The organism is Shewanella xiamenensis (genome assembly GCF_014647135.1).
GTDB classification, from domain to species: domain Bacteria; phylum Pseudomonadota; class Gammaproteobacteria; order Enterobacterales; family Shewanellaceae; genus Shewanella; species Shewanella xiamenensis.
The window spans coordinates 312726-338221 of record NZ_BMOP01000001.1 but is presented as its reverse complement, the minus strand read 5'-3'; the positions used below and the strand labels follow the sequence as shown (position 1 = coordinate 338221).

Genomic DNA, 25496 nt, shown 5'->3' with positions numbered 1-25496 from the left:
AAGTGAATTAGTGCTCAATAACTTTGAATCCAACTTGCAATTAACAAATCGCTTAATACAAAAACGCCAGCACTGAGGCTGGCGTTTTGATTCACCCATATAGCTTACTGTAGATGACCTGCGTTATGCAGTTCACGTTCGTTCATCGGCGGTGGTGTCCATTGGTACATCCACGTTTCAGACAAAGGTTGACCATCTACTTCTAAGTAAACTCTTAGGTTAATCGGCTCAACGCTATCCTCTGGCGGCACGAGGTCAAACATAGCGCGGTAACCATTGATCGCATGTTGTGGGCGAGCAGAGTCGATTTCCACACGGCCTTGTGAAGTTGAAATAACCGCTTTCACTTGAGTATCTTTACCCAGCATTGGTAAAGAACCACCAGCAAAATCAATCACGAAGCGCTTGCTATAGTACTTACGCTTTTGACCAACTACGCCACCAATACCAGTAAAGGTATCCACTACGCGGGCACGGGGTGACTGCACAGGTGGAGTACCGCCCCAGTACATGTTGTAGCTATAGAGTAACTCTTGGCCTGGTTGAATGGGCTCTGCAGGATTCCAGAAAGCCACGATATTGTCGAAGGTTTCGTCCAGTGTTGGAATTTCAACTAACTGCACCGAACCTTTACCCCAATTACCTGTTGGCTCAATCCACAGACTTGGGCGCTTCTCATAGAATACGCCGTCATCTTGGTAGTGGTCGAAATTACGGTCGCGCTGCATTAACCCAAAGCCCTTTGGATTCTCATCGCTATAGGCGTTGAATCTCAAGTTACTTGGATTGCCCAGAGGGCGCCAAATCCATTCACCGTTCCCCGTATGCATGGCAAGTCCATCTGAATCATGGATCTCTTGACGCCAGTCGTAACCTGTACGGCGATCGTTCTCACCGACCATGAACATACTTGTCAGTGGTGCAACGCCTAAACGTTCGATAGCCTTACGCGGATAAATCGCCGCATCAACCTTCATCTTCAAACGCTCACCCGGCTCGATATCGAAACGATAAGCACCAGTTACACTTGGTGAATCTAACAGAGCGTACACAGTCGCAATATTAGAACCTGGTTGCGGCTTCTCTAACCAAAAACGGGTAAACATCGGAAATTCTTCAGGCTTAGGCAACGCAGTATCAACCGCCAAACCACGGGCAGAAAGACCATATTGCATTTCCTGACCGACCGCGCGGAAATAGCTTGCGCCCAAGAAGGCGACCACGTCACGTTGCCAGTCAGTGTTGAACTGCATTCTAAAGCCTGCAAAACCTAAATCTTTAGGAAGCTGGCTACCCTTTACCTTCGACTTACCGTAATCGAACATAGAAGGAGAATATTCAATCAGTTTAGCCTTGCCATTTTCCAATTGGTAAATGTGCACTGGTGTATCGAAATACAGACCTAAGTGGAACAATTCGGCGCGAAACTCCGAATCATCTTCATGCCACAGTGCGGCTTTTTTCTTGAAATGGAATTGCTGGTAATCATCCCAGCTCATGCCCTGTAAGCTTTTTGGTAACTCACCCTTGTGGCTTACATAGGACTCTGTCGCCAGCGTATGGGCATAGCCTTTTAACCAAGCGTAGCTAAACTCTTCTTCCTGCGGCGCACTGGCTTTACCCGCTGCACAAGCAGATAAGCTTAACAACACACTACAGGTGAGCAGTACGCTGCCAACCATCCGTTGTAAGCGGCTACGAGTAGACTGAGCTTCTACCGATGGCATCACCATCGGCTCAGGATTTAAATGTCTTTGTTCGGGAAATAAATTGGGTTGCATAAGCAGACTCTGAATTGGTGTAACTTCCTGACACTTCTCTGCAAAAGTAAGCATTATTGCAGTGACTGCCCTGTGGAGAACTGTTGATGACAGTGATAACAATAACTCTATCTTCATCAGTTCGCCAGAATCTAACATAATTTCGACGCAATGGAATATGTCACAGTGACAATATTCAATACTGACGCCAGTTTATGAAAATAGTATTAAAAAGGGCTGCAAAATGCAGCCCTTTATGGTCATAAAGCCAATTAAGTTATAACTTTGTATCTATTACTGTTTTGCGTTTGTTGTGAGCAATAATCAAGGCGATTAAACACACCACCCCCACGGCGATGCCCACTGGTTGACTCAGGGATTGAGGTAAACCTAAACCAATACCTGCGGTAACAATGTAAGACACTGTCACACAGGTGCCCGCAATCGCAGGCAAGCTTACTATCCAGTGAAAACTGCCTCTATCGAACAGGTATTTTGTCGCCAACCATAGCACACTGGTCGATAGCAGCATGTTTGAGAAAGCAAAATAACGCCAGATCAAGGAGAAGTCGATCTTGGTCATAAAGTAAGCGATGGTCAATATAGGCGCCGCTACCAGCAAACGGTTACGCATACTCTGAGGGATATTAAAAGCGTCGATAATGGTTAGACGCAGCGATCTGAACGCAGTATCCCCCGAGGTAATCGGGAATACAGCGACCGCAATAATTGCCATCACGCCGCCTAATACCCCAAGATAGCTCGTAGCCACTTGGTTAACCACTAAGCCAGGGCCGCCTTGGTCTAGTAAGCTCTTAAGCTCAACATATCCGCCCGGGAAGGCCGCAATCCCCGCAGTCGCCCATACACAAGCCACCACACCTTCAGCCACCATAGCGCCGTAGTAAACTGGGCGAACGTATTTCTCGTTTGTCAGGCAGCGAGCCATGATAGGTGCTTGAGTTGAATGAAAACCACTGATAGCACCACAGGTAATAGTCACAAACAGTAATGGCCAAATCGGTAAACCATCGGGGTTAGGTTCCAATAACTCATTGTTGTAATGGCTGTGGTTGAAGTACGCGAACACATCGCCCATTTCGGGTAACTGCGGTGCATTGATGAGGAGAGCCACTGCAATCGAAGTGGTCATCACGATCATTAATAGGCCAAACGCGGGGTACAGCTTAGTGATGATCTTATCTATTGGCAGCATAGTGGCTAAGAAGTAATAGGCCAAAATCACTAATACCCAGAAGGTGTTATTGCCAAAAATAGTATCTTTAAAATAATCGAGATTACTGAGTAGTCCTGCAGGGCTCATGATAAACACCACGCCCACGAAAAAGAGTAACATCGCAGTAAACAGCAGCATCACGCCTTTAAAATAGATGTTAAAATAGTGGCCCGCGATTTCAGGCAGACTCTTTCCATCTTCTTTTATGCTTAACACCCCAGAGAAATAATCGTGCACCGCGCCGCCGATAATGTTGCCTAACACAATCCAGAGTAAGGCTACTGGGCCATATAAAGCCCCTAGAATAGGGCCAAAAATCGGCCCGACACCGGCAACGTTTAAAAATTGGATTAAAAACGCTTTGGCGGGGTGAACGGGCACATAGTCCACGCCATCTTCGAATCTTGCTTGGGGTGTTTGCGCTTCAGGATCAATCCCAGCTTGGCGTTCAACAAACGGACTATAAAACTTGTATGCCAGCACTAAGAGCGCAAGACATAAGAAGAAAATTAACATTATTTAACTATCCATACTTTAGTAGAAGGTGATTAACTAGAGAGTTTCATTGAGTTAGCCAATGAGATCAAGCCATCACATACTAGACTAAAGTCGGGTTGATAAATCTAAATTTACGATAAGACTCGCTTATCTAAATAGATTTTTCAAATAATTTGTCTGTAAAAAATAAATCCAATCTTCTCTATAAGTGTTTCAGCGATTGGCTGTATAGCTTGTTTAAGCCTTAACTCAGCACAAATTCAAATAATGGCGCCGTATCATCTTCCTCTTGAATGAGTCTGTCCGTCTTTACAAATCCATGGCGCAGCAACACCCGCTGGGATGCAACATTATGCAGTGCCACATGGGCAAAGAGCGGCCTTGAGGTCACTAACGGTAAAAATGTGCTCAAGGTTAAGGTTGCGACCCCGCGCCCCCAAAATGCGCGGTCAATCCAGTAACCAATCATCGCCTGACCATCCATATGCCAATGGCCAATATTGCCAACCAGCAAACCATCGACTTCTATCCCCCGTGCCAGTACCGACGCCTGCCCAAGGATATTTTGCTGCCAATGAAGATAAAACGCCTCACGGTCCCGCGAGGGGAACTGCGCCAATTGGCAAGCAATCGGATCCTGCTGATGGGCGAAGATCAGCTCCAGATCGCTCTGCTTGATCGGCCGTAACGTCACATTCGATACGCGTGTTTGCTTATCCATCCTATATCTCTATTCAATTTCATCATCATGACATCTCGACATTCGCTGTCAGCTAAAAAAATGGGCGCATAACCCAAGCAGAGGTTAGCGCCCTAAGAGGCAAAACAACATCATTTAAACAAACAAAATCACAATTAAGGTGGGGAGGATTAACGCAAACTCAGCAAATCACTAACTCACACTAACTGAAGATCACGGCAAATACGGGCGCGCCCAGCACCATCGCAATCCCGATAAAAATCATGGTCAAACTGGCAATGACGCCCTCTTGCTGGCCTAACTCACTGGCTTTGGCGGCGCCCGCACCGTGGGCCGAAGCGCCCAAGGCCACGCCTTTGCCTAAAGAGGTGCGAATATGCATCAACTTGAACAGCGGCTCGCACACTAACATGCCGATAATGCCGGTGATGAGCACCATCATGGCGGTCAGTTCTGGCACACCGCCAAAGGCGCTTGTGGCCTCCATCGCAAAGGGCGTCGAGACGGAGCGCACTAACAAACTCTTTGCAAGCTCCACAGGTAGAGGCACAAATTTGACTAATAGCCAGCTCGACACCATGCCCAGCAACAGTCCAGCCACCACGCCAAGGGCAATGGTCAGCGGATATTGGCGAATGAGTTTACGCTCCCGATAAATCGGCAAGGCAAATGCGATTGTCGCAGGTGCTAACATCGCCATTAACCAATGGGTGTATTCAAAATAAGTCGGCAGTGGAATATCGAGATTAAACACCAAGAGCGTGATCACTACAGGCGCAAGTACAATCGGCGCTAACCACCATACCCGGTGGCGCTTATACAAACGCTTCGCAGCAAAATAACAAAATAGTGTTAATAACAAGCTGATAAGTGCCAATCCCGTCTGCGAAAACACTAACTCAGAGACAACCGCAGGACTTAAGCTAACGCTCGACATTACACGGCCTTAGCATGGCGACGCGCATGCTTTTTGATATTGAGCTGACGCTCGAAGCGAAACACTCTATCAACCACAAATCCCGTACCCACCATCACGCACACACTGCCCATCACTAAGGTGAAGAGAATATTCAGCCCATATTGCTCAAACAGGCCTTCGTACTTGATAACTGAGATCACTGGCGGAATAAAAAACAGCAGCAGCTCACCGATAAGCCAAGCCGCGCCGAGCTGCACGGCATTTTCAGGAATTAACTTAGTCGCTAACAAAATCAGCAACAGACCTAAACCTAATACACTACCAGGCACTGGTGAATGCGCCCAAGAGGCAAACCAATGGCAGGCAAAAGACAATAAACAAAAGAGGCCAATTTGAGTTAACAATAAAGCCCCATGACGGCATCGACGTATTGCGGCTTGTAGGAAAGACATGCGGTTTCTCGATTTACACCAAAAGTTACTATGGGATCATTTTAGGCTTGCCTATTAAATAAAAAAAATGAATATTAAGCATGTAATCCATGAATTTTAAGAATGCATTATAGGGGCGAGAATGGATCTCAAAGTGCTGCGCTATTTTATCGAGATCATCGATGCTGGCGGTTTTGGTAAAGCCAGTGAAAAGGTTCATCTCACCCAACCCGCCCTCTCCAAGGCGCTACGCCAGTTAGAGGAAGAACTCGATTTGGTACTACTCGAGCGCGGCAAACGTGGCACTCAAGTCAAACTCACCCAAGCAGGAGAAGTGGTTTATCGCCATGGTAAGGAGTTATTGGCCGGACGCCAACGTATGCTGGCCGAACTCAGTGCCCAGCGCAGTTTGACTGCGGGTGAATTAAAACTCGGTCTCGCGCCGCTCGGCAGTGCTGAAATTTTTGCCCCTATTATTGCCAAGTATCGCCAGCAGTATCCACAAATCGAAATGCACTTGTTAGTCCGTGGTGGCGTTGAGCAAACGCTGGCAATTCAAAAGGGCGAAATAGAACTGGCCACTGGCATAATCGACCTTGATGATGGCTATGACGGCATTCGAGTGTTTAACGATCCTATGGTGGTAGTGCTGCCCAAGGAAAATCCCCTCACTACCAGGGAAATACTCTCAGTCCATGACTTAATCAATGAGCCACAAGTGATGTTTGAGACTGAATACACCCTGCATCAATTGGTGCTCAACGCCTGTCAGCAAGCCGGATTCTCCCCTCAAAATATCACCCGTGTTAGCCAAGCGGACTTTGGTATCGCACTGGTGGCTGCGGGAACTGGCGTGATGATACTGCCGCGCTCGATCGCGCGGCGTTATAGTGTGGCGGGGGTGGTCAATATTCCACTGGCGAGTGACGAATTGCGCTGGGAGTTATCGCTATTTTGGCGCAAAGAACAAGTATTGTCCTTTGCGGCACAGGCGATGATCGCGTTAGTTAAAAAGCACTTAACGCAAAAATAACCTCCTACCAAGGCACGACTAAGCTAAAACGCACTAAGGTATCGTTATCCCAAGGCAGGATGGGCAAGTAGTTAGGTGAATGCACACTCTCCTTAGCATAGTGGTCTAGATTGTATTCAGTGTGTTCCACATACAGTAACCACTGGCTGCCCTTCTCCCAGTAATCAGTATCGTAACTCATGCTGAAGCGATATTGATTTTCAAGCCATTGATCGCCATCGTTCCAAGTTTGCGCGGCTAAGTTCACGTTTAATTTGGGCGTTAAATCAACACCAACGCTACCCATTACAGTGTAAGCAAACTCACTATTACCAAAATCGCCTCTATCGTAACCTCGGGTGCGGGGCACGTCATCGTCGATCTCCAAAAAGTAATAGCCCGCACCCGCCTTAAGCTGGGCTTGGGTTTGTTGGCCTTGATAATTGGCTGTTAGTCCTGGAAAAAACTTCGCCTGCTTCTCCACTGAACTCACAGTATTACGCTTGCCCTGCAAATCCACTTGCCAACCTAAGGATAACTGCGGGGAAAAACGATAAAGTTCCCCAAGAGCGGCATATTCCGATTTAAACCACATCGGAATATGGTCAGGATCCAGCTTATCTCTATCAATATCGATAAACATATCCAGCACCGCAGACAGATAAATATCCGATGCGGTGGTATGTTCAATAATGATATTGCCATTGGCCCCAAAGGTATGCGAATTTTCTTGTTCGACAATAAAATCATGAATGCCCATAGTGTAATGCCATTGGGTTGATTCCTCTGCATAAACAGAGGTTGCTAAACTTAAAAGCAACGCTACAGGCGCCAAAATTTGGTATTTCACATAGTGCTCCATCAATTGCGATTTAAAACTGCCAATTAGATTATTTAAGTTTAATTTAATCAATTTTGCATCATTTGTATCTGAGATAGTTCATAAAAATCCAGCCTATTCACTAAAGTGAATAAAAATTAGCTCACCTCATCACTTTAAAGCGCTAAATTGCTATTCACGGTCACCCTAAACAATTTCATAACCTTTTAAAAAACTATTGATATCAAACACCACAATCATAATAAACATGATGTTCGTTATTTAAATAGCCACTCTGGCAGTGAATTTTTAATCATAAATAAAGCATAATTATTGACACAAATACGCAATCCTCCTATAGTCGCCACATTGCTAGTTATTCAAAAGAGAGTCTTAAATGAAAAAATCCATGTTATTAGGTGGCCTAGCGCTGACTGCCACCTTGTTGTTAGCTGGATGTGGGAAAAGTAATGATGTTTTAGTGGTTGGCACCAATGCGGCCTTTCCACCCTTTGAATACGTTGGCGGACAAAGTGGCGACGAAATCAAAGGCTTCGACATTGAGCTCGCCAAGCAAATCGCTAAAGATGCCGGCAAGACGCTTAAAATCGAAAACATGAAATTCGATTCACTGATCGTCGCGCTAAACTCAGGCAAGATTGATTTTATTGCCTCGGGTATGACCATCACGCCAGAGCGCCAAGCCAGCGTTAACTTTTCTGAGCCCTATTACGAAGCCACTCAAGTGCTGCTCGTCAATAAAGATAACGACACCATTCATACCCTTGATGACATTAAAGATAAACACTTTGCGGTACAGCTCGGCTCAACCGCCGATATGATGTCTAAAAAGTACACCCAAAATGTCACGGCGTTTAACACAGGTTTTGAAGCCATTATGGAGCTGAAGAATGGCAAAGTCGACTTAGTACTATTCGACAGCGAACCCGCGGCGAACTATCTGGCGAAAAACCCCGATCTCAAACTGATTAAGCTGGATTTTCCTCCCGAGTTTTATGGTTTTGCCGTCTCCAAACAGCAACCCGAACTCCTCAATAGTATTAATCATACGCTGAAAAACTTGAAAGAAAGCGGCCAATATCAGACGCTCGTTTCAGCCCATATCAAGTGATCCCTATGTTAGAAGCAATCAATACTTCGCTGTTTAGTCCCATTGGTGACGACGGCATGATAGGCATACTGCTGATTTTAAATGGCTTAAAAGTCACCTTGATTGTGACCTTCTTCGCCATGTTATTAGGCGCAGTATTAGGCGTGGGCACCACACTGATGAAGATGTCATCTAAGTGGTATATCCGCTTCCCCGCCGAACTGTATGTTGGCGTGATCCGCGGCACGCCTGTGGTGGTGCAGTTAGTGATCCTTTACTTCATCGTGCTGGCCGCATTCGATGTCGATAAAATTACCGCCGCCATTATCGCCTTTGGTTTAAACAGTGGCGCTTATATCTCTGAGATTATTCGTGCAGGGATCCAAGCCGTCGATAAAGGTCAAACCGAAGCAGCACGCTCGCTTGGACTATCGCAAGCCATGACCATGAAGCTGATTATACTGCCGCAGGCGATTAAGAATATTCTGCCCGCGTTAGGCAATGAGTTTATCGTGCTACTCAAAGAAACCGCCGTAATTGGCTTTATTGGCGGCGTGGATTTAATGCGGGCGGGCGAGATTATCCGTAGCCGTACCTTTGAGGACAGTATCCCACTCTTTACCTGTGCGCTGATTTACCTGTTCCTGACCTACAGCTTCACATTTATGCTGTCGAAATTCGAAAAGAGGTTGAAGCAAAGTGATTAACATAACCAACCTACACAAAAGTTACGGCGATAATGCGGTCCTTAAGGGCATCAACGAACATATTCGCCAAGGCGAAGTGGTCAGTGTGATCGGCCCCAGCGGCAGCGGTAAAAGCACCTTTTTACGTTGCATCAATCTGTTAGAAAAACCCACCCAAGGGGATATTGAAATCGAAGGGCAATCCATTACCGCCAAGGATGCCTGTGTCGATAAATTGCGGCAAAAAGTGGGCATGGTGTTCCAAAACTTCAACCTATTCCCCCATAAAACCGTTTTGCAAAACATTACCTTAGCGCCAGTGAGCCTAAAGTTAATGACCCAAGCCGAAGCCGATAACAAGGCGCTGGCGCTGCTCACTCAAGTGGGTTTGCAGGATAAAGCTAATGCCTATCCTTCGAGTCTCTCGGGTGGACAAAAACAAAGGGTTGCCATTGCCCGCGCGCTGGCGATGGAGCCTGATCTGATGCTATTCGATGAGCCCACCTCGGCACTCGACCCCGAAATGGTCGGCGATGTACTGGATGTGATGAAGGACTTAGCACAAAAAGGCATGACCATGGTGATTGTCACCCACGAAATGGGCTTTGCGCGCGATGTTTCTGACAGAGTCATCTTTATGGATGGCGGCTATGTGGTGGAGTCCAATATCCCCGAGGAATTATTCACCCGCCCCAAAGAAGCCAGAACCCAAAGCTTTTTAAGTAAAGTTCTGAGGTAATAAAGACTTATACAACATTGAAAGGTGAACAATGGTATTTGCTTGATGAGACTCAGCGTGCTTTGAGACAGAAGCGATTAATCTTTTTATCTATTTATGGAGTTTATTGTCATTGTTTCCCCAGTGACTCGCCGCCTCTTTATTTAACATGAAGTATCCCTATAGGCTCGACGGCGACATCCATGTCGCCAACGGTCACTGGTGCCCCAATGCCAATTTTAACTACCCATTTGCGATATGTACGTAAAAAGCAAAGGGACAAAACCTTGCTAGATTTTTTACTCCATTGGTTTCGGATTAATATTTGTAAGGCGATTATTGAGCGTTAGTATTAAACCCGATAAACAAGCCATCCATTTTCGTTGCATGAACTTAAGCGAATGATCTCCAAAAACTCATTTGGTCAAAACTCGCAGCAGACTGAGCAGTCCAAAACAGTAGAACTGATCACTAATGAACAGTAGAAACGCTCAATTACGCCAGTGCCGCCAAATGGCGGCACTGCACAAAGTTGCGCACACGGCTGTTAGAGACTGATCACTTCTACCGGTAACAACTGCCCAGGCCGCAGGTCGAGTTACTCAGTTTCAAGCAAGAAAAAGCCCCATTAAATGGGGCTAATTAGAGAAAGGTTGTACTTGCCCTATCTCTTCCCAGTTTTAGGCAACAAAAATTCCCAAGAAAATCTAAGGGTATTTTTGACACTCTAATAAGTACGATTTCTGATCATCAATCAATTGTAATTCGTCCCAGATACCCCACTTAGAGAAAATGCCATTATCTTGTTCACACAAGTCATCTAAGTTAGGGGCGTAATCCTGCCAATCCTGTGGAAACTCAAACATCTTAATTAAATAAAAGCTGTCGTTAAACCTCTGAGAAAAGTAAGCAGAACCTACTATCTTTTCCTTGTTTATACCCAACTTACTAAAAAGAGAATTAGGAATTAAATTAAGCCAATATACCCCAGGAAGATATTTCGTGTAATCCCTTCCGATCCAGTTTTCAACGGTTGAACTCCCAAAAGCCTTAACCAATCCATTTCTATATCGCCATTCTTCCCATTCACAAGCAATGGCATAATGAATACCATCAATAGAAAAGCATTCCATTAACTTCGGGATATCGACAATAGCCTTTTTCTTTTTCACATCAAAAAAAACTGAAGACCGATCTCCGTCAAAAGACACATCGATCATACAACTTTCAGAATGAAGAAAGTATCCCAATGGATTCTCGGATTTAAAGTCTTCAAATCTAGTAGTATCTGAATACCTATTGCTTACCTTATCCACCCCTGTTTCATTTTCACTAAAGTAGAGCGGTCTAAACCCATTAGGTAATTGTTCTATGTGCATTAAGCATTTCTGGATAGCACTCTTGCTACCATGGATTTCAATTATCATAAACGTTACTCATAAACTATTTCATCAGCAGTAGACTATTTATCAAGCTTTTTCAATCGAAGGCTATCTAATCTACCAGATATCCTAACAACCCCTTGGACAGATTGAGATTGTTTAGGACCTAAATCAGACCTTCTCACAATTGTGGATTTTCTTGCCATGCTCTTTGAAACCTGAGAATGATCACCAACTATGACCATATGCTCTTTACCTTCTGCATTAGCTGCATCACGCTGTATTCTCATCTGTTTCGTATCTGACACTTTTTAGTATCTTTTACATCAACAAAGTGAGTATCTGTGATGGCGTCAGTAACTGAATTACCCTCATTCAAATAAATTTAGCCACCCAATATAAATCAATATTTATGTTTGCCTACAACTTGTCCGAGTTAAAATGGTTTAAATAGGGACCATCAACTATCGCGGGGACAACATCTAAGGCAAAAAATTACGCTAATTCCTTAAAAAATGGAGCATTTCAGACGAGGTAAATTGGCCCATAGCGCTTGGGAAGTGTTCTGGATGGGGCTTTTGAAATGATGTCAGTCGTTGTCAGTTACTGTTAAAGTGCTGGCAGCATTTAGCAAAATGCCGTCGTCGCTTTTCGAGATGTTCGCAGTAATCAGTCAGCTCTTGCAATGTGCCAACAGAGCCATGAAATAACTTGCCAAATTCGGTTGTCAGCTTGAGCCAATTGTCACGGGGAATATTTAATCTATTCAGTATCTTGGCGCTATTTTCACTGATGTGTCCACGTTTATCATTGCGAATAATTCGGCCCATATCATCGACTAATTCGAGGTAATCCATTAATGAAAACGCAATGCCATTGGGTTGGTTGTCGCACTCGTTACCGATAAAAGGTAGGAGATTGCTTGGCTGCTCACCTTTTAATGCGACCCGAATACGTAGTTGAATACTGGTATGGTCGGATTGTTCTGGCGTATCAGCAAGTTGTGCTCGAACCGGATTCAAATCGACATAGGCCATACAGGCTAATACCGCAGCTTCATCGAGTAGGGCTTGCGATTTGAATCGCCCCTCCCAGAAACGACCTGTACAGTTATCCTCTTGATTTGCTTGTCTTGCAATCGGTTCGTTGAGGCAGCGCATAAACCATGAGATATCACACAAACGACTGCGATAAAGAGCAATTGAGTGCTTTAATTGTTCACCTCATACGCCTCGACCAACTCACCTTTGGCGAATTTGTGCGTTAACTCATCGCCTTTAAATAGCTTATGCCACTGCTCAAGCACTTCGCGGTCAGTCCAACGATTGGCAGTCTCGATATCGACTCGTAGCACCACATGCAGATGATTCGACATCACCGCATAAGCAGCTACATCAATTGCAAAAACCGCTTCAAGTTCAAACAATAATGACTTCACCCAAGCGCGGCGATGGTCATAGTTTTTACCCGAATAGGTATCATCGCCACATAAAAACGCCCGCCGCACCACGCGGCTACAACAATGGTAATAAGATGTGTCTTCAAGACTTATCTGAGTTCGGCGAGGGCGCGGCATACAAACCTCCTTGTTCAATGCTTAACCAAAGCATAGTCGGAAGTTAGCTACCGCGCTATTGAGGTTGGGTGTCCAGTTTATGTGGCTTTTCGAGATGTTCGCAGTAATCGCTCAGTTCTTGCAGAGTTCCCCTAAGTAATAGAGGCTCATTGACATTACATTCCTGTACGCTTTTCACAGGTATTGAAGTTCTGTGGAGAGCAAAATGTCACCGGTGTATAAATTATTTCTTGATACTTTTGTTTGGTGACAATTTTATAAAGCGTCAAAATTGCCTGCCTGCCCATTTCATAGGGATTTTGACCGACATTGATATGCGCAAGATTATCCTTCAACATCATTAATTGCTCTGGAGAGGTGTCAGTAATAATAACGACGACCTCCTTGTTGCTAATTTTTCCTTGGTATGGGGCAATCATCTCACGGTAAAGCGCTGCATCATTTTGAGCCCAACCACCAACAGCAATAAATGAGTCTGCTTTCACTGGCTTGCCTTTCATAACAGACTCCATCTGCTTAACCGCTTGACTAAGTTGGTCAAAATTAAACAAAGGTTCTCTCACTTCTGTCCAGCCCTGCTCGTTATTAAGTAATTTCCCTGGAGGAATATCGTATTTTTTTCCCGACAACGCAGAGCGAACCCCCATCAGTCTTAAATTCAAATTGGGAGAATCAGGGCGCCCAGATTGCATGATAAGCGTCCCACCATTAGGCCGTAATTTTTTTAATTGTTCACCTAATGATTTACCCAATTCGAAATTGTCTGTACCGATATAGGCTGAGCGAAAATTCTTGGGGTCTTGGTTGATGGAAGCATCAAAATCTGAATCATAGGTGACAATTGGAATACCGGCTTCTTTAGCTCTTTTTAAGCTATTTTCAAAAAGATACTTAGATTGCGTAACCGCGACAGCAATCCCATCGATACCTTCATCAATCAGTTGGTTTATGACCTCGTCTTGCAATCTAACACTGCTTGATTCTGGCCCTCGATATACACATTCCACACCTTTTATTTCAGCCGCGGCATCTATACAGCCCGTTTTACTTTGATCAAAAAAAACACTATAAAATTTCGGCACAACAGCAAATTTCAGATCTTTTCCATAGCCAGAGGATACGGGTAATAAACTGAAGGTAATAAACAACATAAGTAATCTTGTCACACGTCCTCCCAACAAATGAAACCGTCACTAAAGCTTCATAACAAAATGTAGCAAAGGAATAGCGTTAGCGACATGAGAGATAACGTTGTTATCAAGTATCATTGATCTACATCATGCATTCACAATGCTATTGTACACTGCTAACGGCCAACAAAAGATAAAAAGCACATATAAACAATAAAATAGAAACACATCACATTAGATTCGATCGCGAATAGATTGTTTATTTTGACCGCTAAATATCCTCACTTAATACCTAGGGCGTGTTTCGGCCCTAAGCATTTGCAATGGCTGAACCAACCGTCAGTTTCAAAAATATTTTGAAACTGATAGCCGTTTTGATCACATTGTTTTTTGCCTAAACCTGCTTAAAATGCTGAGGTTGATTTTGTATTCCTAGATGATTTGGAGCCGTTACATGAGTGATTTAAGTTTTCTCGCTAAAAAGCGTTACACCACTAAGGCCTTTGATCCAACCAAGACAATTCCTGCCGACAAGATTGCCGACATCAAGACCTTATTACAGTTCAGCCCATCATCAACTAACTCACAGCCTTGGCATTTTGTGCTTGCCGGTACGGCAGAAGGCAAAGCGTTGATCGCCCAAGCGACTGAGAACTACGCCTTTAATACCCAAAAAATTCTCAATGCTTCCCATGTGGTAGTACTGTGTACCCGTACTCAACTCGATGAAACCCATTTACTGCAAGTGCTAGAGCAAGAGGCCAAAGATGGCCGTTTTGCCAATGAAGAAGCCAAACAAGGCCAACATAATGGTCGCTCTTTCTTTGCCAATATGCATAAATTTGAGCTAAAAGACGCCCAGCATTGGATGGAAAAACAAGTCTATTTAGCACTCGGCACCCTAATGTTAGGTGCCAGCGTGCTCGATATTGATGCTTGCCCGATCGAAGGTTTCGATGCGACTAAACTTAATCAAGTCTTAGGCTTACGAGAAAAAGGTCTATGCGCTTCTGTGATTGTAGCCCTTGGTTATCGCTCTGAAGAAGACTTTAATGCTAAATTACCTAAGTCACGTTTAGCACAAGAAGTTATCTTTACTGAAATCTAAATCCTGACGCCTAAGCTAACCGTAAGTACCCTTGTTTTGCATAAGTGAACAAGGGTATTTTCGACCTTGCCCCATCACTCATCGTAAAAAAATTAACACCATTCCCGCCAGCAAAGCCTATGCGACCTTGAGGCAAATTGCTCTAAAATCCATCTTTGCCTACACTTTGCACTGTGGCATAGTGTACATCTAGCACGCTGTAATTAGCGGCAAATTTAAGGTAAAAGCCTTAAAAATCTTATGGATAGATGTACACTCAGTTTAATCGCCACACTCGCTTGATAATAACTTAGGATGGGACTGTCAGTATGCTACTCGCAAAACCTTCACTCAGTGCAGAAGCTCAATCGGCAAGGCTTTCGACCACTAAGGGGGATAATCCGTTAATCTGGCCAGTGCTATCGGTGTTACAAGCTTCCAATCAAAGTTGGAAAATCCATCACCTCGCCACCGAATTACAGAGCAGAGGGCTTATCCATCCTTTAGATGAAAACCCGGGTAATGATTTATTTAAGCGTAACTTTCTACTGATGAATGCCCTGTTCGAACTGCAAGAAATGCTTCTTCCTAAGCAATGGTTACAAGTTAAAGCAATGGAAATCCAGATTTTCCGCCTCGTGCCATCAAATGTTAACTTATTGATAATGGAAGAGACTTCCCTGCGAGAATATTATCTTGACTGGAATAACTACGACACCAGCGAAAACGTGGTGAGGGAATTATTAGAGGCTTTCTGGAGCAGTTATAAGAGCTACATTGGCCTCAATGTAAATTTAATGCACAAAGGACATGCCCTAAGAGTTTTTGAGTTAGATGAAAGCGCAACCCCAAAAGATATCCGCAAACAATGGCGTCGTTTAGCCCTCAAATGGCATCCTGATAGACCCGAAGGTGATGCTGCCCGCTTTCGCGAAGTCTGCGAGGCTTGGCAATCCCTGCGGGATATTGCTTAGCGAATGTTGATATATCTGTGATCCCCTTTGCAGTCTTGCAAACTTCTAGGTCTAAACTCCCACGGGATCACAGATTTAGTTCAATATCGGCGCACTAATTCAGCGATAATTAAGCATTTCAAACTAACCTAAAACCATCTTCACGCTGGTATAACACAAGCGTAATTTCAAGATTGAATCAGCTTATCCATTACCATTAGGCACAACGCATAGCACTTAATGTACTGGATTCAATCTAACCGACTTTGAGGGTTCTATGATCAAACCAATCGCCTTGGCTGTCGCCTTAATCGTTGCACCATTCAGCAGCTTTGCAGCAAATTTTGTGGAAGGCACTCACTACACTCAAATTTCTGATAAAGCGCCGAGTAGTGAGCCTAAACTTACCGAGTTTTTCTCCTTCTATTGCCATAATTGCTTCAATATGGAAACCAATTATCTGCCTGATATCAAAGCTAACTTAAACAAGGGCATTGCATTTGATACTAAGCATGTCGACTTTATGAATAGTGCTTTAGGGACTGAAGTCATGCGTTCGCTGGCCGTCATCCAAGAGCTGGATAATAAAGACGCTCTAACCCATGCCATGTTCGCCGCGATCCAAGGAGAAGAAGGCGCTAATGGCCACGACCACAGCGCCCCTGGACATAAGCACGAATCGCAAATCAATAGCCGTGACGACATAAAACAAGTCTTTGCTAAGTTCGGTATAGACGCGGCGAAGTACGACAAACTTGCCGACAGTAAAAGCACAGATGAAAAGCTAGCCCTTTGGCGTGCCCAGCAAAACCAATTCCGCGTTGAAAGCGTGCCAGCCTTTATTGTTAATGACAAATATGCAGTTAACTTAAGCAGCATCAGAACCTTAGACGAACTGATTGGCTTAATTAACTATCTTGCCGTCGAAAAAGATGCACAGGCACCTAAAAGTTCTGGTGGTAGCCTAAACTGGTTATTCTTAGCCTTTGCCGCTGCCGTCGCTCTTGGCCGTCAAAAGCGTTTAAGGTAACAATATAAGCTTCTGTTTTTTGCGAATGGATGCTTTAGCGGACTGACAAGTCTCAATCAAAAATGAATCGATACTAGTCAGTCCCTTCAGTAAGTTAGAGCAAGATAAACTCACTCAGGTTGGACCTAACGCTCAGCAGTAGCAGAAGTTATTGCCTAATAAATTCAATAATATGCGTTGCGGCCAATATGATATGCAGTACTAAAAAGCCAATAAAAGCATCGGCACAAATTTGATGATAACCACGCCAAGTCATTGCCAGTGGTGTTCCTTGGTAAATAAACCATACAACGCCAGTTAATCCTGTCGCGACCAGCAGTACCATGCCAATCCCTTCGATACAACTAAACAAGCCTTTGCCACCGGCTACGGGGAGCTTGCCTTTAAAAAGGCCTTTAATATCCTGCACCAATTGTTCCCAATCGCCCACCAGCCAGGCAAAATACTGGTGCCATTTGCCTTGGAGGCTATTACGCAACAAAAATAAAATCCCTAACGCAGCACACACCAATCCCAGATATACATGCAGATAATCCCAAATGCTAGCATTAGCACGCAGGCTTCGACCGATAAAAATCCACGGACTGGTGCAGATAAGTAGACTTGCGGACAACACCAGCCAAACATGCAAACGCGCCAACAAAAAATCGAATATCAAGGTTAATTTGTTCGACATATAGGTTTATCCTCGATAATCAACGTTAGCCTCAACCGCCCGCTTAGGCTTGGTGGATTTGTAATCCAAACTCATGCACTTTTTGCCAGTCAGTGTATTCAACATTAGTAACAGGATCCGTGGGCCCCTTAGTTAACCACATGATAAAACGTATGATATTCCTATCAAATGCATTATAACCCTGATAATTCAAATTACCGCCAAACACTTGCAACAACTGAGGACGCCAAGTCGTTTTAGTTAAAAACGCCTGCATATAGGGATTGGTCTCAGGGGTATTTTTTTCAGGTTTACGGGCAACTAAACTCACAGAGAAAAATCCACCGACTTTTTGTGTCAGGATTTGCTGATGTTTCTGAATAAATTCATACAGCGCAGGATTATGTTTTCCGTGACGAATACTAGCGCCAATGATGATCTTATCGAAGGACTCCATCGCGGGGACGGCTTTTATATCAGCAATCACCACCGAATTACCTAACTCTTTGAGTTGCTGGGCTAACTGATTCGTGATCTTACGAGTTTGACCATGAACACTGGAGAAGATGATCAGAATTTTTTTCACTTAAGCCTCTATTATCTCAACAAAAATAAGAAAAAGCGGCCAGAAGAAAAACAAGTACGGCGGCCTTATGTTGACCTAAATATACCAATCAATATGATACTCAATGCCTCGCAATCCAGAAGGTAACCACAAGATAAACAATGCGCTTCTATGGATAGCGAGTCCGCTAGCGATATTTAGGTTTTCCACGCAAAAAGCAAACTGCCTATTACGATATTGCATACTAGGTGATTTAGTCATCTATTTACATGAAATAGATCACGGGCTTAGCGCCAAACCATCCCTCGATATTCGGTAATTCTAGCTTGCTCACAAAAATAAAAATCACCACTCTGAGGATCAAAATGTTACAAAATCAGCAATTCTAGCCCTAGTCTAGCAAGCGCGAATAAAAGCAAACCAACTCGGAGACTTAAAGCTTACAATCGGCTAAGCTGGACACTTTTGGCAGAGCGGGTATTCTCCCTAATTTGCCATGTAAATTAGCAGACAAGTGATACAGGATTAAGGCATGAAGGATTCGGATATTTTAATGCTTGCGGATGAAGCCGCTCCCGCTGCGGAGGTCTCTGCCCGTAAAAAAGCTCTTTTACTTGGCCGTCAACTCGGTCTCGCCAGTGAGGAAGAATATCGCCCAGCCAATGCCTCGATTGCCGAACGCGCCCAGCATCGGCAGCGTAAACTCGCCAGCCAGTATCAGGCAAATGTTGAAACCATTTTCGCCCTCGCCTTAAGTTATACCTCTTCCGACATGACGGGGGTGGATCTCGATCCCGACTGGAGTCATCAATTTTTTCTGATGGCGGAGCAAATCCATAATCGAAAAATGCAGGACCTATGGGCACGTATTCTCTCTAGTGAAATCATCAACCCAGGAAACTTTAGCCTACGCACCTTAGCGCTACTTAAGCAATTAACGCACAGAGAAGCGCAAATCCTCGAAAAAGCCCTAGGCATGGCAGCAAAAGTGAATAATGAGCAGCGCTTAAAACTCATTAGCGGCTATCGGCTCACGGGCGGGATTGGCCAATATTTTCGCAAGCATACCAACATCACCCTCGGTCTCTCGCAATTTGGTCTGCCCTACTCCAGTATTCTCACCCTAGTTGATGCGGGGATACTCCATAGCAGTGAGTTTGAAACGGGTTTACTCAATAGTAAAACCCCCATCCAACTCACTATGCCCGGTATTCAAATGAAGCTAACCCCTAAGAGCGGTAATTTGCTCTTTAGTTATTATCGATTAACACCTATTGGCGATGAACTAGCGCAGCTTGTACTTCCTAAACAGGACCAAGAATACCTTAAAGCCCTTCAAGCCCTGTTTGCCAAGGACTTTAAGATTGAATAACAAGCTGTAGTAATAGACTGCTTCTATGCCAGTGCCGTGAGGCGATTTGGGCTAATAACGTCGATTGCGGTTAAATAATCAATCAAAGCCCGAACTTGAGATGCTAAATCCCCTTTGCTGGTATCAATCGTCAACTCAGCGGAGAGCGGTGCCTCATAGGGCGATGAAATCCCAGTAAAATGTGCGATTTCGCCCTTGCGTGCTTTCACGTACAATCCCTTGGGATCGCGCGCTTCACACACGCTAAGTGGCGTCGATACATGCACTTCGATAAATTGTCCAGCGGGGAATCTTGCACGTATGCTATCGCGCTCTTCTCGGGTGGGAGAGATAAAAGCTGATAACACCACCAAGCCCGCATCCACCATAAGTTTTGCTACCTCGCCAACACGGCGTAGGTTTTCATCCCTGTCGGCCACGCTAAAACCCAAATCTTTACATAGACCGTGGCGCACATTATCGCCATCAAGCAGATAGGTGTGAAAGCCCGCGTCAAATAATGCACGCTCAAGCGCACCTGCTAGGGTCGACTTACCTGCGCCAGAAAGCCCGGTAAACCAAAGCAATACCGGATTCTGCCCCTTAAGTTTGGCTCTAGCTGCTTGGTCGACACTATGTTGATGCCACACTATATTGCTCATAAAAACTCCTCAAACCTTTAATAAACCAACGACTAAAGGCATCGTTAAAACGGAAAGATGATCGGCACCATAAAAATCACAATCAGCGAATACTGTAGGGATAAGGGCAGCCCTAACCGTACAAAATCACTAAAACGATAGTTACCCGCATTAAACACCATCAAGTTGGTTTGATAACCATAGGGCGAAATAAAGCTAGCGCTAGCCCCAAACACCACAGCCATAATAAAGGGCCTTGGATCAACGCCATAATTCAGCGCCACCGCATAGGCGATAGGAAAAGCCAAGGCCGCGGCGGCGTTATTGGTGACGAGTTCAGTCAACAATAAGGTAACTAAATAAACCCCCACAAACGCCCCAAACACCCCGTAACCATTGATTGCGCTGAGAAGCCCTTGCGCTAAACCATCGGCAAGTCCTGTACTCATCATCAAATTGGCTAGCCCTAAAGCGCTGCCCACAATCACGACTAACTCGAGCGGGAAACGGCGCTTAAGTTCAGTTAAGGTTACGGCGCCAATGGCAAAGTAGCTGAGCAGCAATAGCACCAATCCTTTTGCCAAGGGTAAAATCCCCGCCAGACTCAGGCCAATCGTCAACACAAATCCGGCTAACACGATACGACTGCGTTTAGTGTCTAAACGCACATTCAAATCGAGTCCGCTGACAGCGGCAAATTCGGTACTCAGCTTAGCATTGGTGCTAAAACCATCCCCCGGCGTCAGCAGTAACACATCGCCCGGTTGCAATACGATATCGCCCAAGCCGCCTTTTAACGGATGATGGCCGCGACGAATCGCCATCACAGCCGCATCAAACTGCTCGCGAAAGCGGGACTCTTTTAAGGTGCTGCCCACTAAGCTCGACGAAGGTGCCAATACCGCTTCGACTAGATTTTGGCCCTTGGCCTGATGCTTACCAAACCAATCGAGCCCATCAAATTGATGTAAAAGCTCCACGGACTCCACCGCGCCACTGAACCGCAGCACATCATCCGCTTGCAATACTAACTGCGGCGGAACTGGGCAAATACAAATACCGCTTCGCTCAAGCTCCACTAAATAAAGCTTTTTTAGGGCTCTGAGCTTGTTGTCAACCACACTGCGCCCCACTAAAGGTGAGCCTTTAGCGACATGGGCCTCAAGTAAATAGGGCAGTGCTTCTTCTGTCGTATCCTCCCGTCTGTCGGGCAAGGTATTAGCCAACATGATCAGTAGCGCAATGCCTAACAGTACAATCAACGCTGCAACAGGGGTAAACTCAAAGAAACCCAGCGCAGGTAAGCCCGCATTTTCCACAAACGAATTGACGATAAGATTGGTGGAAGTACCAATCAGTGTCAGCGTCCCCCCAAGAATCGCCGCATAGTTAAGTGGCAGTAATAACTTAGCAGGTGCATGAGCCTGATTACGACGTACCACCCCAATCAAAGATGCTACAACCGCCGTGTTATTGGTAAAGGACGATAACAGTGCAGTGGAAAGCCCCAGCTTTGCCATCGTGACGGGTAGAGAGTTATTGCCAATCACTTGGCTTAACTTCCCCAGCAATGAAGTCTTTTCCAGCGCCGTCGCCGCCAGTACCAATAACACTAATGTGACTAACCCAGTATTGGTAAAGCTAGTGAGTGCGGTGTCGAGCGTTACCATACCGAGGAGGTAACATATTAAAAAAGCAAATAAAAACAACACCGCAGGGTTTATGCGACCAGCAATTAAGCCAGCCAACAACCCAAACAACACTATCGCCAATAGCCACAAGTCACTCACGTATTAGGCTCCAAGCTTTGAAATATCAATCGCTTGCCAGTGCGGGAAGTGTTTACGTACTAGCGCATTAAACTCAATTTCAAAGGCACTAAATTGTGAAGACACTTGCTTGCTTACATGTTGGCCTGACACCACCATTACCGCTGCAACTGTTGCATTGGATAAACGGTCAATCAGGATCATGCCGCCAGTATCACGTACCAGAGAATAGGCATCGAAAACGATATCTTCTGTCAGCTCTAAGGTCACGCGAGCGATAGCATTGAGCCCTAGTGTGTCGGCGCTGCTGCGCGCAAGTGTGTTCACATCAACCACATATTCTATGGTCGAGACTGAGGCTTGAGTCTTTTTACCCGCAACCTTGATGTCATATAACTGGCCGAGTTGTAGTGGTTTTTCATCCATCCACACGAGGTCAGCCACGATTTGGTTGGCAACCTGTGGCGCACTTTCTGGCAGAGCCAGTAAATCACCACGGGAAATATCGATTTCATCTTCTAAGGTGATAGTCACGGCTTGCCCCGCCGTTGCCTCGGCCAAATCACCATCGAAGGTCACGATACGCTCAACCTTGCTGCGTTTACCCGAAGGCAGCGCTACCACTTCATCACCCACCTTGATGACACCAGAGGCTAAAGTACCGGCAAAACCACGAAAATCCAGATTTGGACGCGACACATATTGCACCGGGAAGCGCACGGGTAAGGCACTCAGTTCACGTTGGGTATCAATGGTTTCCAACAATTCCAGTAATGTACCGCCCTGATACCAAGGGGTATGTAAACTTGGCTCGACCACGTTGTCGCCATTGAGTGCTGATAAGGGCACAAAGTGAATATCTAACTCACCAAAGCCTTTAACGAACTCACTAAAATCATTACGAATACGATTGAATACTTGCTCATCGAACCCGAGTAAATCCATCTTATTGACCGCGACCACAAAGTGGCGAATACCCAGCAAAGAGGCAATAAAGGCATGGCGCTTGGTTTGGGTCTGCACGCCGTAACGCGCATCCACTAAGATCACCGCTAAGTCACAGGTTGAGGCGCCAGTCGCCATATTACGGGTGTACTGCTCATGGCCTGGGGTGTCGGCGATAATGAACTTACGCTTATCGCTTGAAAAATAACGATAAGCCACATCGATAGTAATGCCCTGCTCACGCTCGGCTTGCAGACCATCCACCAGCAAAGCCAAGTCTATGGCTTCGCCCGTTGTGCCCATCTTAGCGCTATCATTTTTTAAGCTGGCTAATTGATCTTCATAGATCTGCGCGCTGTCATGCAATAAACGACCAATTAAGGTGCTCTTGCCATCGTCGACGCTGCCGCAGGTTAAAAAGCGCAACAAACCTTTATGTTGTTGCTGGGCTAGATATTCTTTTACTCCATGCTGGCTGATTTCTGCCGCCATACGATTAGTTTTATTGACCGCTTTATCCATCTTTATCTCACTCTTATCTTGCTCAACTGTTCGTGAAGTCTGCTGGTACTTGATTGCTCTAAAAGCCTTCATCGGGACATTCACGAAATCGGTTTAATCTGTCTCTGAACCTTCGCTCGAAATGCCTTAGTTTAGAAATAACCTTGGCGTTTCTTCTGCTCCATCGATGCACTCTGGTCCGAGTCAATTAACCGCCCTTGGCGTTCGCTCGAGCGAGTTAGCAGCATTTCTTCGATGATTTTTTCGAGATTGTCCGCCTGCGAATGCATTGCCGCCGTCAATGGATAGCAACCTAAGGTTCTAAAACGCACCACCTCATGCTTAATGGTTTCACCTTCTTCGAGCTTCATGCGCTCATCGTCGGCCATAATCAACTGACCACCACGCTCAACCACAGGGCGCTCAGCCGCAAAATACAGGGGCACTAACTCAATGTTTTCTTGATAGATATATTGCCAAATATCGAGTTCAGTCCAATTCGATAATGGGAAGACACGAATACTTTCGCCCTTGTTCACAGCGCCGTTATAGGTGCGCCACAGTTCAGGGCGCTGATTCTTAGGATCCCATCTATGGTGACGGTCGCGGAACGAATACACCCGCTCCTTCGCGCGGGATTTTTCCTCATCACGACGCGCACCACCAAAAGCGGCATCAAAACCATATTGGTTTAAGGCTTGTTTTAAGCCTTGGGTTTTCATGATGTCAGTGTGTTTTGCACTACCATGGTCGAAGGGGTTAATCCCTTGGGCAACGCCTTCTGGGTTAGTATGAGTTAATAATTCAAAGCCAAATTTTTTCGCCTGCGCATCACGAAAGGCGATCATCTCTTTGAATTTCCAGCCCGTATCCACATGCAGCAAGGGGAATGGGATCTTGCCGGGATAAAAAGCTTTACGCGCAAGGTGTAACATCACCGAAGAATCTTTTCCGATGGAATACAACATGACTGGATTATCGAATTCGGCTGCGACTTCCCGAATGATCTGAATGCTTTCGGCTTCCAGTTGTTGTAAGTGGCTTAATTCACGCCCGGCCATACTCTTCTCCGTTTACCTAAAATGGGCTGCGACAGGCAGCTGGATTTAACTTAACTATTTCTAAAAAATGTTCTGATTTAACTAAATTTTTGCTGCAACTTTGGTCGTATTTAAAGCGTCAAGCGGCAGCTGGCCTTCGCCCTTGGGCTGAAACCAATTTAAGGTTTCGGACAACCCCACCACTTCGCCAATAATCATTAATGCGGGCATTTGCAACTGCGGATCAGCAGCAAGTTGTTCGAGTGAATCTAATTGCCCAATAAAACGTTGCTGCGACTGAGTGGTCGCCTTCGAGACGATGGCCACTGGTGTCTCTGGGCTACGACCTGCGTTGATTAACCCTTGACGGATAATGCCCGCGTTTAAAATCCCCATATATACAACTAAGGTATTGTTGGGATTAGCATAACCCTGCCAATCCATCGGACGGCTTTCGAGCTGACAATGGCCAGTGATGAACGTTACCCCTTGGGCGTAATCCCTATGGGTTAATGGAATGCCCGCATAGGCCGAAGTGCCGCTGGCGGCGGTAATCCCGGGAACCACTTCAAATTCGACGCCCGCTTCGACTAAGGTTTGTAACTCTTCACCACCGCGACCAAAAATAAACGGATCGCCGCCCTTGAGGCGTACCACGTTTTTACGGGTATAGGCTTTCGTCACCAGTAACTGATTAATTTCATCTTGCGCCGCGCTATGCTTGCCTGCACGTTTACCGACGGCAATTTTTTCAGCATCTTTAGGGATCAAATCGAGGATATCTTGGCTAACGAGCGCATCGTATAACACCGCATCGGCAGACTTTAGAATGCGCCACGCTTTAAGGGTTAATAACTCTACATCGCCGGGGCCCGCACCAACCAGCCAGACTTTGCCCTTAGCGCTTTGGCCTGGTAAAGATAAAATTTCCATCACATTCCCCGATATGAGATCAATGTGTAGCAATATAGCGCCAGTT

24 protein-coding genes and 1 pseudogene are annotated in these 25496 nt (G+C 45.4%); 8 read left to right on the top strand and 17 right to left on the bottom strand.

Translation table 11 applies throughout. The features are described from left to right. Positions 1 to 104: 104 nt before the first annotated feature. From IEY09_RS01410 to IEY09_RS01390, 5 genes are all read right to left on the bottom strand, one after another. A complete protein-coding gene (locus IEY09_RS01410) occupies positions 105 to 1781 on the bottom strand; it encodes an OpgD/OpgG family glucan biosynthesis protein (RefSeq protein ID WP_037414921.1) in 1677 nt (558 codons plus the stop codon). Between the two features lie 256 nt (positions 1782 to 2037). Then, complete coding sequence (locus tag IEY09_RS01405; RefSeq protein WP_188869547.1) at positions 2038 to 3513, bottom strand: carbon starvation CstA family protein; 1476 nt, start codon at positions 3511 to 3513, stop codon at positions 2038 to 2040. A 226-nt stretch (positions 3514 to 3739) separates the two neighbouring features. After that, positions 3740 to 4216, bottom strand: a complete 477-nt coding sequence (locus tag IEY09_RS01400) for a GNAT family N-acetyltransferase (protein ID WP_188869545.1) — start codon at positions 4214 to 4216, stop codon at positions 3740 to 3742. 181 nt (positions 4217 to 4397) lie between these two features. Then, entirely contained in the window at positions 4398 to 5132 is a 735-nt protein-coding gene (locus tag IEY09_RS01395; RefSeq protein ID WP_037426123.1) for an LrgB family protein, read from the bottom strand. Continuing rightward, entirely contained in the window at positions 5132 to 5566 is a 435-nt protein-coding gene (locus tag IEY09_RS01390; RefSeq protein WP_037414933.1) for a CidA/LrgA family protein, read from the bottom strand. The genes IEY09_RS01395 and IEY09_RS01390 overlap by 1 nt, the downstream gene beginning before the upstream one ends. Before the next feature lie 121 nt (positions 5567 to 5687). On the opposite strand from IEY09_RS01390, the gene IEY09_RS01385 reads away from it, so the two are divergent. Continuing rightward, positions 5688 to 6578 carry a LysR family transcriptional regulator gene (locus IEY09_RS01385; RefSeq protein WP_047535402.1) on the top strand — a complete coding sequence of 297 codons (891 nt, stop codon included), beginning with the start codon at positions 5688 to 5690 and terminating at the stop codon, positions 6576 to 6578. Between the two features lie 4 nt (positions 6579 to 6582). Here IEY09_RS01385 and IEY09_RS01380 read toward each other — a convergent pair whose 3' ends face one another. Continuing rightward, positions 6583 to 7407: a hypothetical protein gene (locus IEY09_RS01380; protein WP_140906488.1), complete on the bottom strand. Its 825-nt coding sequence runs from the start codon at positions 7405 to 7407 to the stop codon at positions 6583 to 6585. Between the two features lie 367 nt (positions 7408 to 7774). Between IEY09_RS01380 and IEY09_RS01375 the strand changes: the two genes are divergently transcribed. Genes IEY09_RS01375 through IEY09_RS01365 form a run of 3 tightly spaced genes read left to right on the top strand, consistent with a single transcriptional unit; the run spans position 7775 to position 9913 of the window. Continuing rightward, positions 7775 to 8509 (top strand): basic amino acid ABC transporter substrate-binding protein, encoded by a 735-nt coding sequence (locus tag IEY09_RS01375; RefSeq protein WP_188869543.1) that lies wholly within the window; start codon positions 7775 to 7777, stop codon positions 8507 to 8509. Between the two features lie 5 nt (positions 8510 to 8514). Further along, the gene (locus tag IEY09_RS01370; RefSeq protein ID WP_037414942.1) at positions 8515 to 9195 is read left to right on the top strand and encodes an amino acid ABC transporter permease; all 681 of its coding nucleotides are present in this window, start codon (positions 8515 to 8517) and stop codon (positions 9193 to 9195) included. Continuing rightward, positions 9188 to 9913, top strand: coding sequence for an amino acid ABC transporter ATP-binding protein (locus IEY09_RS01365; protein WP_011625361.1), 726 nt, complete (start codon positions 9188 to 9190; stop codon positions 9911 to 9913). Before IEY09_RS01370 ends, IEY09_RS01365 begins: the two co-directional genes overlap by 8 nt. 686 nt (positions 9914 to 10599) lie before the next feature. On the opposite strand, the gene IEY09_RS01360 is transcribed toward IEY09_RS01365, so the two are convergent. From IEY09_RS01360 to IEY09_RS01345, 4 genes and pseudogenes are all read right to left on the bottom strand, one after another. Next, positions 10600 to 11319, bottom strand: a complete 720-nt coding sequence (locus IEY09_RS01360; RefSeq protein ID WP_188869541.1) for a hypothetical protein — start codon at positions 11317 to 11319, stop codon at positions 10600 to 10602. 35 nt (positions 11320 to 11354) lie between these two features. Then, positions 11355 to 11582, bottom strand: a complete 228-nt coding sequence (locus IEY09_RS01355) for a hypothetical protein (RefSeq protein WP_188869539.1) — start codon at positions 11580 to 11582, stop codon at positions 11355 to 11357. 291 nt (positions 11583 to 11873) lie between these two features. Continuing rightward, a pseudogene (locus IEY09_RS01350) lies at positions 11874 to 12850 on the bottom strand (transposase). 155 nt (positions 12851 to 13005) lie between these two features. Then, positions 13006 to 14016 (bottom strand): sugar-binding protein, encoded by a 1011-nt coding sequence (locus IEY09_RS01345; protein WP_088586777.1) that lies wholly within the window; start codon positions 14014 to 14016, stop codon positions 13006 to 13008. 418 nt (positions 14017 to 14434) lie between these two features. On the opposite strand from IEY09_RS01345, the gene nfsB reads away from it, so the two are divergent. The 3 genes from nfsB (at position 14435) to IEY09_RS01330 (ending at position 17050) form a co-directional block, all read left to right on the top strand. After that, a complete protein-coding gene (gene nfsB, locus IEY09_RS01340) occupies positions 14435 to 15088 on the top strand; it encodes an oxygen-insensitive NAD(P)H nitroreductase (RefSeq protein ID WP_055647526.1) in 654 nt (217 codons plus the stop codon). 308 nt (positions 15089 to 15396) lie between these two features. After that, a complete protein-coding gene (locus IEY09_RS01335; RefSeq protein ID WP_088586776.1) occupies positions 15397 to 16041 on the top strand; it encodes a DNA-J related domain-containing protein in 645 nt (214 codons plus the stop codon). 256 nt (positions 16042 to 16297) lie between these two features. Further along, the gene (locus IEY09_RS01330; RefSeq protein ID WP_055647524.1) at positions 16298 to 17050 is read left to right on the top strand and encodes a thiol:disulfide interchange protein DsbA/DsbL; all 753 of its coding nucleotides are present in this window, start codon (positions 16298 to 16300) and stop codon (positions 17048 to 17050) included. A 148-nt stretch (positions 17051 to 17198) separates the two neighbouring features. Here IEY09_RS01330 and IEY09_RS01325 read toward each other — a convergent pair whose 3' ends face one another. Further along, a complete protein-coding gene (locus IEY09_RS01325) occupies positions 17199 to 17726 on the bottom strand; it encodes a cytochrome b/b6 domain-containing protein (protein ID WP_055647523.1) in 528 nt (175 codons plus the stop codon). A 43-nt stretch (positions 17727 to 17769) separates the two neighbouring features. Then, positions 17770 to 18291 carry a menaquinone-dependent protoporphyrinogen IX dehydrogenase gene (hemG, locus tag IEY09_RS01320; RefSeq protein ID WP_037421655.1) on the bottom strand — a complete coding sequence of 174 codons (522 nt, stop codon included), beginning with the start codon at positions 18289 to 18291 and terminating at the stop codon, positions 17770 to 17772. Positions 18292 to 18802: 511 nt separating this feature from the next. On the opposite strand from hemG, the gene IEY09_RS01315 reads away from it, so the two are divergent. Next, complete coding sequence (locus tag IEY09_RS01315; protein ID WP_037426109.1) at positions 18803 to 19642, top strand: TIGR03899 family protein; 840 nt, start codon at positions 18803 to 18805, stop codon at positions 19640 to 19642. Positions 19643 to 19665: 23 nt separating this feature from the next. Here the strand turns inward: IEY09_RS01315 and cysC are convergent, their stop codons facing one another. From cysC to cobA, 5 genes are all read right to left on the bottom strand, one after another. After that, the gene (gene cysC / locus IEY09_RS01310; protein WP_188869537.1) at positions 19666 to 20283 is read right to left on the bottom strand and encodes an adenylyl-sulfate kinase; all 618 of its coding nucleotides are present in this window, start codon (positions 20281 to 20283) and stop codon (positions 19666 to 19668) included. Positions 20284 to 20327: 44 nt separating this feature from the next. Further along, on the bottom strand, positions 20328 to 22052 hold the full coding sequence (locus tag IEY09_RS01305) for an SLC13 family permease (RefSeq protein ID WP_188869535.1): 1725 nt from the start codon (positions 22050 to 22052) through the stop codon (positions 20328 to 20330). A gap of 3 nt (positions 22053 to 22055) precedes the next feature. After that, positions 22056 to 23498, bottom strand: coding sequence for a sulfate adenylyltransferase subunit CysN (gene cysN, locus IEY09_RS01300; RefSeq protein ID WP_109277709.1), 1443 nt, complete (start codon positions 23496 to 23498; stop codon positions 22056 to 22058). 131 nt (positions 23499 to 23629) lie between these two features. Beyond that, complete coding sequence (gene cysD, locus IEY09_RS01295; protein ID WP_011623816.1) at positions 23630 to 24538, bottom strand: sulfate adenylyltransferase subunit CysD; 909 nt, start codon at positions 24536 to 24538, stop codon at positions 23630 to 23632. An 81-nt stretch (positions 24539 to 24619) separates the two neighbouring features. Next, entirely contained in the window at positions 24620 to 25450 is an 831-nt protein-coding gene (cobA, locus tag IEY09_RS01290; protein WP_188869533.1) for a uroporphyrinogen-III C-methyltransferase, read from the bottom strand. Positions 25451 to 25496: the final 46 nt, after the last annotated feature.

Coding starts and splice junctions, on each gene's coding strand:
- IEY09_RS01410 (WP_037414921.1), bottom strand. CDS start 1,781: ATGCAACCCAATTTATTTCCCGAACAAAGACATTTAAATCCTGAGCCG.
- IEY09_RS01405 (WP_188869547.1), bottom strand. CDS start 3,513: ATGTTAATTTTCTTCTTATGTCTTGCGCTCTTAGTGCTGGCATACAAG.
- IEY09_RS01400 (WP_188869545.1), bottom strand. CDS start 4,216: ATGGATAAGCAAACACGCGTATCGAATGTGACGTTACGGCCGATCAAG.
- IEY09_RS01395 (WP_037426123.1), bottom strand. CDS start 5,132: ATGTCGAGCGTTAGCTTAAGTCCTGCGGTTGTCTCTGAGTTAGTGTTT.
- IEY09_RS01390 (WP_037414933.1), bottom strand. CDS start 5,566: ATGTCTTTCCTACAAGCCGCAATACGTCGATGCCGTCATGGGGCTTTA.
- IEY09_RS01385 (WP_047535402.1), top strand. CDS start 5,688: ATGGATCTCAAAGTGCTGCGCTATTTTATCGAGATCATCGATGCTGGC.
- IEY09_RS01375 (WP_188869543.1), top strand. CDS start 7,775: ATGAAAAAATCCATGTTATTAGGTGGCCTAGCGCTGACTGCCACCTTG.
- IEY09_RS01370 (WP_037414942.1), top strand. CDS start 8,515: ATGTTAGAAGCAATCAATACTTCGCTGTTTAGTCCCATTGGTGACGAC.
- IEY09_RS01360 (WP_188869541.1), bottom strand. CDS start 11,319: ATGATAATTGAAATCCATGGTAGCAAGAGTGCTATCCAGAAATGCTTA.
- nfsB (WP_055647526.1), top strand. CDS start 14,435: ATGAGTGATTTAAGTTTTCTCGCTAAAAAGCGTTACACCACTAAGGCC.
- IEY09_RS01335 (WP_088586776.1), top strand. CDS start 15,397: ATGCTACTCGCAAAACCTTCACTCAGTGCAGAAGCTCAATCGGCAAGG.
- IEY09_RS01330 (WP_055647524.1), top strand. CDS start 16,298: ATGATCAAACCAATCGCCTTGGCTGTCGCCTTAATCGTTGCACCATTC.
- IEY09_RS01325 (WP_055647523.1), bottom strand. CDS start 17,726: ATGTCGAACAAATTAACCTTGATATTCGATTTTTTGTTGGCGCGTTTG.
- IEY09_RS01315 (WP_037426109.1), top strand. CDS start 18,803: ATGAAGGATTCGGATATTTTAATGCTTGCGGATGAAGCCGCTCCCGCT.
- cysC (WP_188869537.1), bottom strand. CDS start 20,283: ATGAGCAATATAGTGTGGCATCAACATAGTGTCGACCAAGCAGCTAGA.
- cysN (WP_109277709.1), bottom strand. CDS start 23,498: ATGGATAAAGCGGTCAATAAAACTAATCGTATGGCGGCAGAAATCAGC.
- cysD (WP_011623816.1), bottom strand. CDS start 24,538: ATGGCCGGGCGTGAATTAAGCCACTTACAACAACTGGAAGCCGAAAGC.
- cobA (WP_188869533.1), bottom strand. CDS start 25,450: ATGGAAATTTTATCTTTACCAGGCCAAAGCGCTAAGGGCAAAGTCTGG.